Source organism: Aquidulcibacter sp. (genome assembly GCF_049239865.1).
Lineage (GTDB): Bacteria > Pseudomonadota > Alphaproteobacteria > Caulobacterales > Aquidulcibacteraceae > Aquidulcibacter.
Genome location: NZ_JBMLTR010000098.1, coordinates 18,910 through 31,361, shown reverse-complemented (window position 1 = coordinate 31,361; position 12,452 = coordinate 18,910). Strand labels below are relative to the sequence as shown.

The following is a 12,452-nucleotide window of genomic DNA, read 5'->3' as shown; positions in this document are numbered from 1 at the left end:
TTCAAGAAGCCAAGGATGTGGCCGGCGCAGACGCCACCGTCATCTATGTGCCGCCCCCAGGCGCTGCCGCCGCTATTATCGAAGCGATTGAAGCCGAGATCGAGCTGATTGTTTGTATCACCGAAGGCATTCCAGTTGCCGACATGGTGCAAGTTAAAAGCCGGTTGGAGCGCTCTAAGTCGCGTCTGATCGGGCCAAACTGCCCTGGCGTCTTGACCCCCGATGAGTGCAAGATCGGGATTATGCCCGGCTCCATCTTCAAAAAGGGCAATGTCGGCATCGTATCGCGCTCGGGCACATTGACCTATGAAGCCGTGTTCCAAACCTCTAACGCTGGTCTTGGCCAAACAACCGCTGTTGGTATCGGCGGCGACCCTGTGAAGGGTACCGAGTTCATCGACGTATTGGAAATGTTCCTGGCCGACCCAGAGACCCAGTCCATCATCATGATTGGTGAAATCGGCGGCAGCGCCGAAGAAGATGCGGCGCAATTCATTCTCGATGAAGCCAAGCGTGGCCGTAAAAAGCCAATGGCAGGCTTTATCGCTGGTCGTACCGCGCCTCCAGGCCGTCGCATGGGTCATGCTGGCGCGATTATCGCCGGCGGCAAAGGTGGTTCGGAAGATAAGATTGCAGCCATGGAAGCCGCAGGTATTCGCGTTGCGCCATCGCCTGCTGCATTGGGTTCAACATTGTTGGAAGTTCTTAAGGGTTGATGTGCTTTAAGCCTAAATAAAGCAGTCGCCTGAAAAGCGAATGACTATATAGAAGTAAATGTGTGACGGCCGGGCAAGGCCGACTTCCTTCGCCCTGACCGACCGTCCCCACGAATGGACGGTTGGCTTATGGCAGACGACATGCGCAGTGCGCAAAATTCCGCACTCCTCGACACTTCCTTTCTGTATGGCGGCAATGCTGTTTTCATCGAGCAGCAATACGCCAAATGGGCGGCCAATCCCGCGTCGGTTGACGCGTCTTGGGCCAGCTTCTTTGCCGGGATGGGCGATGGGGCAGGCGACGCACAGCGCGCCGCCAACGGCCCTTCTTGGAAACGAAACGATTGGCCAAAGTCTGAAGTTGGCGAATGGGTCGCCACTTTGGACGGCAATTGGGCGCTGATTGAGCCCAAGATCGAAAAGAAGCTGACTGAAAAAGCTGCTGCGGCACCCGCCAATGCTGGCAAGCCCGTCTCAGAAGTTGATGTCATGCGCGCCACGCGCGACAGCATCAAGGCTTTGATGATGATCCGCGCCTTCCGTATCCGCGGTCATTTGGCCGCAAAGCTGGACCCGCTGGGCTTAGATGAGGGCCGTGAGCCTCAGCCAGAACTGCAGCCAGAATCCTACGGCTTTGGTCCCGAAGATCTGGATCGGCCGATTTTCATCGATTTCGTGCTCGGCATGGAATATGCCACGCCGCGCCAGATGCTGGATGTTTTGAACCGCACCTATTGTTCGACGGTCGGCATTGAGTTCATGCACATCTCGGACCCAGCCGAAAAATCTTGGCTGCAAGAGCGGATTGAAGGCCCGGACAAAAGCATCGCCTTCACCAATGAAGGTAAGAAGGCGATCCTGAGCAAAGTCATTCAGGCCGAGACCTTTGAGAAATTCCTGCACAAACGCTTCCCCGGCACCAAGCGCTTTGGCTTGGACGGCGGTGAGGCCCTCATCCCTGCGATGGAACAAATCATCAAGCGCGGTGGCAATCTGGGCGTGAAGGACATTGTTCTGGGCATGCCACACCGTGGCCGCTTGAACGTGTTGTCTGCCGTGATGGGCAAGCCCTATCATGTCATTTTCCACGAGTTCCAAGGTGGTTCTGCCACGCCAGACGATGTCGGTGGCTCTGGCGACGTGAAATACCATATGGGTGCGTCGTCGGATCGCGCGTTTGACGGCAATAGCGTCCACTTGTCGCTAACCCCGAACCCATCTCACCTCGAGATCGTCAATCCCGTCGTTTTGGGCAAATGCCGCGCCAAGATGATGACTCATGGGCCGGAAAAGGCCGATCAGTTCCGCGCCGTCATGCCGCTTCTTTTGCACGGCGATGCCGCCTTTGCTGGCCAAGGCGTGGTGGCAGAATGTTTTGCCATCTCTGGCGTCCGTGGTCATCGCACCGGCGGTACGGTCCATCTGATCGTCAATAACCAGATCGGCTTTACAACCGCACCGCGCTTCTCGCGTTCGTCACCTTATCCCTCAGACGTCGCGCTGATGGTGGCAGCCCCCATCTTCCACGTGAATGGCGATGATCCAGAAGCGGTGGTGTTTGCGGCGAAAGTGGCAACCGAATATCGCCAGAAATTCGCAAAAGACGTGGTGGTCGATATGTTCTGCTACCGCCGCTTTGGCCATAATGAAGGCGATGATCCCACCATGACGAATCCCGTCATGTACGCCAAGATCAAGAACCAAAAGCCAACCCGTGAACTTTATGCCGCCCGCTTGATCGAGCAGGGCATTGTTACCGCTGACGAGGTTGAGGCCGAAGTCAAGGAATTTGAAGCCTTCCTCGAAAGTGAGTTTGAGGCCGCAAAAACCTATAAGCCTAACAAAGCTGACTGGTTGGACGGCGTGTGGGCTGGTCTTGGTCTGCCTGAGGGCGAAGATCGTCGTGGCGACACCAATCTTTCGATCGAGAAATTGAAGGATTTGGGTGAGAAGATCACCAATATCCCAAGCGATTTGACGATCCACAAGACCGTTGAGCGTGTGGTGCAAGCCCGGCAAAAAATGGTCGAGACGGGTGAGAATGTCGATTGGGCCTTGGGTGAGCATTTGGCTTTTGCCTCGCTGCTGGACGAAGGCTTCCCGGTGCGTCTGTCCGGCCAAGATTCTTGCCGCGGCACCTTCTCCCATCGTCACAGCCATTTCGTCGACCAATTGACTGAGCAGCGCTATACGCCGCTCAACAATATCTCCACCGCCCAAGCCCAATATGAAGTCATCGACAGCGCTTTGTCGGAAGAAGCGGTGCTGGGCTATGAATATGGCTATTCGCTTTCCTCGCCCAACAGCCTGACCATTTGGGAAGGCCAGTTCGGTGACTTCGTGAACGGCGCGCAGGTCGTCATCGACCAATTCATTTGCTCGGGTGAGCGGAAGTGGCTGCGGATGAGTGGCCTGGTGATGTTGCTGCCGCATGGCTATGAAGGCCAAGGTCCAGAGCATTCGTCAGCCCGCCTTGAGCGCTTCCTGCAATTGTGTGCGGAAGACAATATGCAAGTTGTGAACTGCACGACGCCTGCGAACTATTTCCATGTGCTGCGTCGTCAGATCCACCGCCAGTTCCGCAAGCCCTTGATCGTCATGTCGCCAAAGTCGCTGTTGCGTCATAAGCGCTGCGTCTCGACCTTGGCGGAAATGGGGCCCGGCTCGTCCTTCCACCGGATTCTGTGGGACGATGCGCATTATCGCCCAGAAACCACGACGGTGACTTTGAAGGAAGATTCAGAGATCAAGCGCGTCATCCTATGCTCGGGCAAGGTCTATTACGATCTGTTTGAAGAGCGTGAAAAGCGCGGATTGAACGATGTGGTGATCCTGCGCGTTGAACAGCTTTATCCATTCCCTGCCAAGTCGATGATCACCGAATTGTCGCGTTTCAAGAATGCCGATGTGGTTTGGTGCCAAGAAGAGCCCAAAAACATGGGTGCTTGGAACTTTATGGAGCCCAATATCGAATGGGTTCTTGGCAAAACAAAGAATAAAGCCAAGCGTGCGGCCTATGCTGGTCGTCCCGCCTCGGCTTCCACCGCTGCTGGCTTGATGAAGAAGCATATTCGCGAACTTGAGACCTTCCTCAATGAAGCGATGACCTACTAATCATCTGGCGAAACTCGCTTTCGATCCTTACATAGGGGCCTGTTGCTCCTTCACCATTCTGACTCCGCTGGAGGTTTTATGCTCGATATCGTCGTCCCCGTTATGGGTGAATCCGTTGCCGAAGGCTCGATTGGTTCTTGGTCGAAAAAGGCCGGTGATGCGGTCAAAAAAGACGAGATTCTGGTCGAGATCGAAACCGACAAGGTTGCTCTAGAAGTCGTGGCACCAGCCGACGGCGTTCTGGCTGAAATCTTAGCGACAGATGGTACAACCGTGACCCCCGGCATGGTGATTGGTCGGGTGGAGGCCGGTGCAGCCGCAAGCCCAGCCGCAGCCAAGCCTGCCCCGGCCGCCGCGGCACCAGCACCTGTTGCTGCTCCTGCCCCAGTTGCAGCCCCAGTGGCAACCCATGAGCCGATGCCATCTGCCGCACGTGCTTTGGAAACCGCAGGCGTTCCAGCCAGCGCTGTGACCGGCAGTGGCAAGGATGGCCGGATCACCAAGGGCGACGCTTTGGCCGCTGTTGCAGCTTTGGCTGCAGCGCCTGCGCCCGTTGCAGTCGCGTCTTCAGCGCCCCGCGCTTTGGGTGCCCGCGAAGAGCGTGTGAAGATGACGCGCCTGCGTCAAACCATCGCCCGCCGCTTGAAGGACGCGCAAAACACCGCAGCCATGCTGACGACCTTCAACGAAGTCGACATGACCAATGTCATGGCGGTGCGGAACAAATACAAAGACATTTTTGAGAAGAAGCACGGCACCAAATTGGGCTTTATGAGCTTCTTCGTGAAGGCTTGTCTGGTCGCCCTGAAGGACGTGCCGGCCGTGAACGCTGAGATTGATGGCACCGACATCATCTACAAGAACTTCTATGACATTGGGGTCGCCGTGGGCACCGAAAAGGGTCTTGTGGTTCCTGTGTTGCGCAACGCTGAAGACTTAGGCCTCGCCGGTATTGAAAAGGGCATTGCTGATCTGGGCAAAAAGGCCCGCGATGGCGCTTTGACCATTGATGACATGCAGGGCGGCACTTTCACCATTTCCAATGGTGGCGTCTATGGCTCGCTGATGTCCACGCCGATCCTGAACGCGCCGCAGTCGGGCATTTTGGGCATGCACAAGATCCAAGATCGTCCGATGGTTGTTGGCGGTCAAATCATGGTTCGCCCGATGATGTATCTGGCTTTGTCTTATGACCACCGGATCGTGGACGGCAAAGAGGCCGTGACCTTCCTTGTGCGCGTCAAAGAATGCTTGGAAGATCCAGAGCGTATGTTGTTGGACATCTAAACAGGTCGCGTCCGTCGTGACCAAGGCTTTAGGGCTGGGATGGATTGAATGCTAACCCTCGCCGGGATCATCGTATTTCTTTACGCTGTCTCCAGCATATTGGGTCTGTGGCTCGCGTCACAGGTCACCAAGGTGCTGGAGGGCGAGGGGCCGATCCCGGAAGCGCTGGCTGAAACACCCCAACATCATCTCGACCTGATGGCCAATTATGCCATGGGCTGGCGGGCGTCGGCTTGGCGCACCTCGATTGGCGCTTTGGTTACAAGTCTGGTTGCCTTGGCCTTTTCAAGTTCACTGGCTTTTTGGGCCTTGGGGCTGGCGTTGGCGATTGATTGTATCCTGTTCATGACCTGTCGCGATATCCGCCTCATTTTGTACAAGACCACCGCGATGGAGCGCTTGGTTGATGCGGCCCAATGCGTCGCGCTTTTAGCGAGCTTTACCCTCTTCTTCTGGCTGACGCTGACAGGCGCTTTGGCTTGAGGAAATTTGACCGGGCCAATTGCAGAATTTGGTCCATCCCTCTGTAGCGATTGCAGCCCAAGGGGCGTAAGAGCGGTCGTTAAAACCATCCAATCAGGAGCTTCTACCATGGCAGAACAGTTTGACGTCGTCATCATCGGGGGTGGTCCAGGTGGCTATAATTGCGCCATTCGGGCAGCCCAATTGGGGTTGAAGACCGCCATCGTTGAAAAGCGCGGCCGCTTGGGTGGGACCTGTCTGAATGTCGGCTGTATCCCGTCCAAAGCCCTCCTGCATGCCTCAGAAGCCTATGAAGCGGCTCAGCATCACTTTGCCGATATGGGCATTGAAGTGACCGGTGTCTCGCTTAACCTCACCAAAATGCTGGCGCAAAAGGATGACGCCGTTGATGGCCTGACCAAAGGCGTTGAGTTCTTGATGAAGAAGAACAAAATCACCTATCTGGTTGGCACGGGCGCGATTGCAGGGGCTGGTACGGTCAATGTGACGGCGGCCGAGGGCACGGTTTCCAGCCTTGCCACCAAAAATATCGTCATCGCGACGGGGTCTGACATCCTGTCCTTGCCCGGCGTGACGATCGATGAAGAGCGGATTGTCTCCTCCACTGGCGCTTTGAAGCTGGCTGCAGTGCCCAAGAAGATGATCGTGATTGGCGGGGGCTATATCGGCCTTGAAATGGGCTCTGTCTGGCGTCGTCTGGGTGCCGAAGTGACTGTGGTTGAATATCTTGACCGGATTACGCCCACGATGGACGGCGAAGTCTCCACCCAATTCATGCGCATCCTGAAGAAGCAGGGCCTGATTTTTGAACTCGGCACCAAGGTCACCCAAGTTGAGAATACAGGCTCTGGCGTCAAGGTGACGGTTGAGCCTGCTAAGGGCGGCGATGCTAAGGTTTTGGAAGCCGACGTCGTCTTGGTCTCGATCGGTCGCAAACCTTATACCGATGGCTTAGGGCTGGAGACGGTGGGCATTGCCACCGATGCGCGCGGCTTTATCCCTTCCACCCATTGGGCCACAACGGCGCCTGGCGTCTATGTGATCGGCGACGTGACCTATGGCCCGATGCTGGCCCATAAAGCCGAGGAAGAAGGTGCTGCCGTGGCTGAAATCATGGCGGGCAAGTCCGGCCATGTGAATTTCGATGTCATTCCAGGTGTGGTCTATACCAATCCAGAAGTGGCCAGCGTCGGCAAAACCGAAGAAGAATTAAAGGCCGCAGGCACGCCCTATAAGGTCGGCAAATTCCCTTTCATGGCCAATAGCCGCGCCCGCACCAATCACGAGACCGATGGCTTTGTGAAAATCCTCGAACATGCCGAAACCCGCCGGATCTTGGGCGTGCATATGATTGGCGTCGGCGTGGGCGAAATGATTGGCGAAGCTTGCTTGGCCATGGAATTTGGTGCCTCAGCCGAAGATATCGCACGCACCTGCCATGCCCACCCAACCATGTCGGAAGCCATGCGCGAAGCCGGCAAGGCCGTTGATGGCTGGGTCATGCAAATGTAGTCTTTTTGGATGAGCCCACGGGCTTCACCCAAAACCAACAATTCAGTGGGAGAGTTGCTATGGCGACCACGACGATCCAGACCCCTCTCACGCTTCCTTGCGGGGCAGTCCTGAAAAACCGGCTGGCTAAAGCAGCCATGACGGAAGGCTTGGCTGATAGTCGTGGCGTGCCGACCGTCGGGTTGGTCCGCTTGTATCAAGGTTGGGCCGAAGGTGGCTGTGGCCTGTTGATTACAGGCAATGTGATCATCGACGCGGATCATCTCGAACGTCCGGGCAATGTCATCTTGGCTACTGCGCCAACGCCAGAGGCTGAGGCAGCGCTGCGGGCTTGGACCCAAGCTGGTACCGCAAACGGCACCCATTTGTGGGCTCAGATCAGCCATGCTGGTCGACAAACCCAGAAATTGGTCAACCCAAACCCTAAGGCACCCTCGGCGGTTAAATTGGGTCTGCCCGGCGGGCAATTTGGCGAACCCCAAGCCATGAGTGCAAGCGAAGTTGAGGCCGTCATCCAAGCCTTTGTGCAAGCGGCCCTTACCTGCCAAGCAAGTGGCTTTACAGGGGTACAAATCCACGCCGCCCACGGCTATCTCTTATCGTCTTTCCTCAATCCTTTGGCCAATCAGCGCCACGATCTTTACGGCGGCCCACTGGAAAATCGCGCACGGCCTTTGCTAGAAGTGGTGCGCCAGACGCGGGCTGCCGTGGCACCGGGCTTTGGCGTTGGCGTGAAACTCAACTCGTCAGATTTCCAAAAGGGCGGCTTGACGACGGAAGATTCCGTGCAAGTGGCCAAGTGGCTGCAAGAGCTGGGTGTAGACCTGCTCGAAGTTTCGGGCGGCAATTATGAAGCGCCTGAGATGATGGGGATGGAGGGTCTAGACCCATCCGCCCCACGCCCGACCAAAAGCGCCTCGACCTTAGCGCGCGAAGCCTATTTCATCGACTTTGCCCGCACCCTGCGCCGCGAAGTTACCATGCCCATTATGCTCACCGGTGGCCTGCGCACCCTTGCCGGCATGCAGGCAGCTTTGGATGAAGGCGTGGACGTGATTGGCATCGCCCGTCCTTTGACCATCGACCTCAAAGCCGCCAATGCGCTTCTTGATGGCACGCAAGATCACTTGCCGGCGTGGGAACAACAGCTGCAAGAGCGGCCGGGCTTCTTCGGTCCCAAATCCCCGATCAAGCTGATCCGCACCATCCAAGGCTTTGCCGGCATTTATTGGTATTACAGCCAATTCTACCGCCTCGGTCGCGGCCAGCCTGCCGAACCAAACCTGTCGCCGCTGAAAGCTATGGGCGAAGTGACCGGCATGTCTGGTCGCTTGATCAAGGCCCGCAAGGGTGGCGCGCCTGTCTCGCCTGTTTGAAGGGTACATAGCCAGAACTGCGTAGTTGGTTCATTCTTGACAAGCCTAAAATCTGAAGTAGCGTTTGGGAATGCGACGTTACTTTTACTTGATTTTTATCGCCTTCCTTTCATCGTTTTTGCCTGCCGCTGTGACGGCACAAATGGCACCCGAGGCAGCATCCAAGGCTGCGGAACCGGCACCCCCGCAGCCACAAGTCGGGCCACTTGAACTCAATATGGTCATGCTGGTGCGTGACGGTGCCGAAGTGCGTGTCGCCAATGGAGCAGTTGGCCGCGACCAAGCGCTTGCTTCCATTCCCTTCAAATATCGCCGGACGGCAGAGCTGACAGAAGATCTCGTTATTTCTGGCCTGTTTGGAAATGGCGAGAAAACTCTCTTAAAAGCAGGCGCTAAAGGTTATTGGGCTGGCCGCTTTACTTCCCAAACCATCAACTCCACAACCATCAATGGCGTTCCAATCAATCGATCCTATGGACAGCGTAACTATGTGCAAATCTGGTGCTTCTTTGGTCGCAATGACAAGGACAAAGCCTCACATGCATGCCTTCAACAAAAGGAAGATGGTCAGGCTGAGGTTATCATCACTGGACAACCCTATCTTCTAAAAAGCTTTTCTGTGATGAACGCCAGTACCGCACTCAAGTTCAGCTTTCAAGAAAAGGAGGTTGAGCTGTTTCCCGATCTGCGGATGGAATATCGTTTCATTGAGTGGGACTCGAAGGATGTCGATGTCGATTTGATGATCCAAGGCGTCTGGGTTGACAGCCTCCCGGCTCAAAGAGAAGCCGATGGCAGCGCACTATTGGCGACTCCGGCTGGAAACTTACGCCTCCGTCAGGAGGGGACTAACCGCCTTAAAGTTTTGGCCTCAATGGAGCAGCCTGCCAAGCCTGTAAAGAAAGTAGAGACGCCACCGCCCCCTAGCCAAAAGGAACTAACAGCGGCCATGTTCACCTTGGCGAGAATTGTGGACGGACAGGCCGCGCAATTGGAAAACAGCATGCCAACCCGCATGCATGTTCTTACGTTGGCGCAAGTAGACCCAGCGCCGCGTCCCATACAAGTGGGTGAAATCGTCGCGCGCCAAACCATACGCCCACCGGGTGCCTTTTCTCAGGATGCGACCCCCCTCAATCGGCCTGAGCGATTTGGACCTCCGGGCGCTCTTCTTTTTCCATTCCAGTATCGAAATCATTCGATATTTTTGTGTTGGCGTAATGCTGAGCAGATGGCCAAGACAGCTCCAGAATTTCATCAATGGCGCGTGAAAGGCCATTGTCTTGAAGATGAGGACAAGGACGGTCGCTATGAGGTTTTGTGGAAGGACCCCATCTTTGCTTTGGGCAGCCGTTATTTATTAGTGAGCGTTAGCGGTCGGACGCTCTTGAACCAGCCCACTACGCCGCCAATCACCGTTAAGCCAGCAGATCCAAATCTCTTGGTGCCTGAAACAATTGAGCTTGCTTATCTGGGTGTGTCAGACGAGAGCCTGACTGCGGCTGGCGCGGTGGTGGCCGAAAGCTTCAAATTCCAATGGCGCTATGGGACCTTCCCGAGCCGTTCGCCTGAATTCACGAAAACATTCGAGTTTGAAGTCAGGGTCAACGAAGAGGGAAGGGGTGACTATCTGCTCGGCGGAAAACCTGTGTTGAGAGTTCGTGACGCAAGAGCTAACAGCAGTCCAAATCTGCAGGTCCAAGGCTTTTATCCTTTAGGCGATGTCGACCTTCAGAACATTGCTGAAAGAGCCAAGGAAATGCGATCTATCGCGCAAACACTTCGCGAGCAGGCAAACGCGCCAGAGCAGCTTACGACTGGCGGAACAGCAAAAGCACCAAGCCCCGCTGTTCCTTGATCGTGTTGACTGATCCCAAAAGGGCGTCGGTTACAAATCTGCTCCTTGTTACGCACGCCTCACGGCTTTAGGCTTGCCTGCTGGCGTGGTGCGGCGGGGGCCATGATGAACTCAATCTGCTCTGGATGGTCGACCCAGACGCTGGGGCCATTGGAACTGCGCACATAGCCGCGCACGCGGATGGTGCGGCCCTGTAGGGCCAGCAAGTCCTGCGCGCCCCCGCGCCAGCGTGGGAAAGCCGTTTCAGGCACGATAGCCGTTACGTCTGTCTTCTCGTCCGTCCCGAAGTTCAAGAAGATGACTTTGCCGCGCTGGCTGGCCTTTTCCACCTTGCCTTCCATCAGTTGGAAGCTGTTGATCCCGCCCTGAAGCGCTTCGGGGGTAGCAAAGCGGACTTGATAGGGACCAGATGTCCACACGCCGCGCCCAGCCCGCCGCGCCTCGCGTTCTGCCTGCCAAAGGTCGCCAATTGCGCGGCGGTTATCCGCATAGGTATGGACCCGCGCCAGACCATTCTTCAGCAAGGCCGATTGGACCCAGACGGCTTCTTTGCCCAAGCCTTGCGGCACAAACACATGGGCAATCGCCCGCCCGCGCCGGTCACGCCGCAGACCATCATAGCGCAGCTCAACCTTCTTGCCTAAAATCAGACGTTCCAAATCCTGGGTTGCCCGCGGCCCCCAGATGTCTCCAGGGCGAACCCGCGGTGCCTCCACCTCAGCGAGGCGCACTTCCAGCCCAGAGTCGAGGACAAAACTATCCCCATCGAGCACTTTGCTGACTTGGCCCGCTTCCCCGCGTTCAAAGCTGGGGGCGGCGGCCGCAATTGCCACAACGACGCCAAACAAACTGATCAATTTCATAGACTTATCTAATCTCATCACACGCCCTGCCTTCTGCTGTGCTGCGAATGAGATTAGACTATGTTCTTGTTTTGATCCTGTCGAGTCTTATTTTAGGTAATCGTCTTAGTTTTGTTGATTTTTGGATTTAACCGTATGAAACGCCTGTTAATTTTTCTGACAGGGCCCAAAGGTCGCGGGCCGCATCTTGGTCCACGGCATGGTCGCGTACTTCACCATGGGCTTTTCCGCCTGCAACATGGCGCACCGCGATATCGCAATCCTCACAATAGACCCCGCCCATTCCCTCGAGTTGAGGCGAAGTCGCACACCACACACTGGTGGCCGCACCTTGCTCTGGCGTTTTGAACAGAGGGTTCAGATTGCCCTCCTTATCCATCCAGCCCATGGCAATCATTTCTTCCTGCGGCAAATGGCGCTGCAAATTGGTCATGATGCCACCGGGATGCAGCGAGAAGGCGCGGATGCCATGGGCCTTGCCACGTGCATCCAACTCAACCGCAAACAGACTATTCGCGCTTTTGGCACGGCCATAGGACACCCATTTGTCATAGGGCGTTGTCTCGAAATTCGGGTCATTCAGGTCTGGTGCACCGATCCGGTGGCCAATTGAAGAAACCGAGACGACGCGTGCGCCCTTGGCTGCAACCAAATTGTCCCACAGGCGGCCAACCAATTGGAAGTGACCCAAATGATTGGTGGCAAACTGGCTCTCATAGCCACGGCTGTCGCGAGTCAGAGGATTGGCCATGATGGCGGCATTATTGATGAGGATATGGACAGGGCCGCTGAGGCTTGCGCCAAAGGCGTCAATGCTGGCGGGGTCGCCAAGGTCGAGGGCAGCAATCTCAATCTTGCCCGCCACGCCTGCAAGCTCGGTCGCGGCCGTATCTGGGCGCCGGGCTGCCACGATGACGCGTGCTCCGGCGCTAGCCAAAGCCCGCACGGTTTCAAGGCCAAGGCCGGAATAGCCGCCGGTCACCACAGCGGTCTTGCCCGTCAGATCAATGCCTTGGATTACATCCATCGCGGAAGACCGCATCCCAAAGCCGGAATTGAGCGGTTTTTGTAAGTCTGAAATGCGCGCCATGGTCGTCTCCCTCATAATCTGTTTTTCTAAGTTTGTGGACCATCTCAGGCGCGATGCAAAGGCAAAACTTGTAAGTCCTCTGCGCTGAGTGCCTGCAGCAGTCGATCACTTATCCATTGGTCTGGCCGAATCGTGGTGTTAAGGTAGCGCACA

Annotated in this window: 9 protein-coding genes; 7 read left to right on the top strand and 2 right to left on the bottom strand. The window is 56.1% G+C overall.

The features are described from left to right. From sucD to ACOVRA_RS07310, 7 genes are all read left to right on the top strand, one after another. The coding region (gene sucD / locus ACOVRA_RS07340; protein ID WP_421719719.1) for a succinate--CoA ligase subunit alpha at positions 1 to 716 on the top strand (716 nt) is incomplete at its 5' end. A 129-nt stretch (positions 717 to 845) separates the two neighbouring features. Further along, complete coding sequence (locus tag ACOVRA_RS07335) at positions 846 to 3,830, top strand: 2-oxoglutarate dehydrogenase E1 component (RefSeq protein WP_421719718.1); 2,985 nt, start codon at positions 846 to 848, stop codon at positions 3,828 to 3,830. Positions 3,831 to 3,908: 78 nt separating this feature from the next. Beyond that, complete coding sequence (odhB, locus tag ACOVRA_RS07330) at positions 3,909 to 5,117, top strand: 2-oxoglutarate dehydrogenase complex dihydrolipoyllysine-residue succinyltransferase (protein WP_421719716.1); 1,209 nt, start codon at positions 3,909 to 3,911, stop codon at positions 5,115 to 5,117. A 48-nt stretch (positions 5,118 to 5,165) separates the two neighbouring features. Beyond that, the gene (locus ACOVRA_RS07325; protein WP_421719715.1) at positions 5,166 to 5,600 is read left to right on the top strand and encodes a hypothetical protein; all 435 of its coding nucleotides are present in this window, start codon (positions 5,166 to 5,168) and stop codon (positions 5,598 to 5,600) included. 108 nt (positions 5,601 to 5,708) lie between these two features. Continuing rightward, entirely contained in the window at positions 5,709 to 7,112 is a 1,404-nt protein-coding gene (lpdA, locus tag ACOVRA_RS07320; RefSeq protein ID WP_421719714.1) for a dihydrolipoyl dehydrogenase, read from the top strand. A 59-nt stretch (positions 7,113 to 7,171) separates the two neighbouring features. Next, complete coding sequence (locus ACOVRA_RS07315) at positions 7,172 to 8,488, top strand: NADH:flavin oxidoreductase/NADH oxidase family protein (RefSeq protein WP_421719713.1); 1,317 nt, start codon at positions 7,172 to 7,174, stop codon at positions 8,486 to 8,488. A gap of 70 nt (positions 8,489 to 8,558) precedes the next feature. Further along, positions 8,559 to 10,346, top strand: a complete 1,788-nt coding sequence (locus ACOVRA_RS07310) for a hypothetical protein (RefSeq protein ID WP_421719712.1) — start codon at positions 8,559 to 8,561, stop codon at positions 10,344 to 10,346. Positions 10,347 to 10,405: 59 nt separating this feature from the next. Here ACOVRA_RS07310 and ACOVRA_RS07305 read toward each other — a convergent pair whose 3' ends face one another. Then, the gene (locus tag ACOVRA_RS07305; protein ID WP_421719711.1) at positions 10,406 to 11,209 is read right to left on the bottom strand and encodes a thermonuclease family protein; all 804 of its coding nucleotides are present in this window, start codon (positions 11,207 to 11,209) and stop codon (positions 10,406 to 10,408) included. Positions 11,210 to 11,336: 127 nt separating this feature from the next. Further along, a complete protein-coding gene (locus ACOVRA_RS07300; RefSeq protein ID WP_421719710.1) occupies positions 11,337 to 12,299 on the bottom strand; it encodes an oxidoreductase in 963 nt (320 codons plus the stop codon). Positions 12,300 to 12,452 lie beyond the last annotated feature (153 nt).

Excerpts from the sequence above, each read along its gene's own strand:
- ACOVRA_RS07310 (WP_421719712.1), top strand. The coding sequence starts at position 8,559 with ATGCGACGTTACTTTTACTTGATTTTTATCGCCTTCCTTTCATCGTTT.
- ACOVRA_RS07300 (WP_421719710.1), bottom strand. The coding sequence starts at position 12,299 with ATGGCGCGCATTTCAGACTTACAAAAACCGCTCAATTCCGGCTTTGGG.
- ACOVRA_RS07315 (WP_421719713.1), top strand. The coding sequence starts at position 7,172 with ATGGCGACCACGACGATCCAGACCCCTCTCACGCTTCCTTGCGGGGCA.
- odhB (WP_421719716.1), top strand. The coding sequence starts at position 3,909 with ATGCTCGATATCGTCGTCCCCGTTATGGGTGAATCCGTTGCCGAAGGC.
- ACOVRA_RS07325 (WP_421719715.1), top strand. The coding sequence starts at position 5,166 with ATGCTAACCCTCGCCGGGATCATCGTATTTCTTTACGCTGTCTCCAGC.
- lpdA (WP_421719714.1), top strand. The coding sequence starts at position 5,709 with ATGGCAGAACAGTTTGACGTCGTCATCATCGGGGGTGGTCCAGGTGGC.
- ACOVRA_RS07305 (WP_421719711.1), bottom strand. The coding sequence starts at position 11,209 with ATGAAATTGATCAGTTTGTTTGGCGTCGTTGTGGCAATTGCGGCCGCC.
- ACOVRA_RS07335 (WP_421719718.1), top strand. The coding sequence starts at position 846 with ATGGCAGACGACATGCGCAGTGCGCAAAATTCCGCACTCCTCGACACT.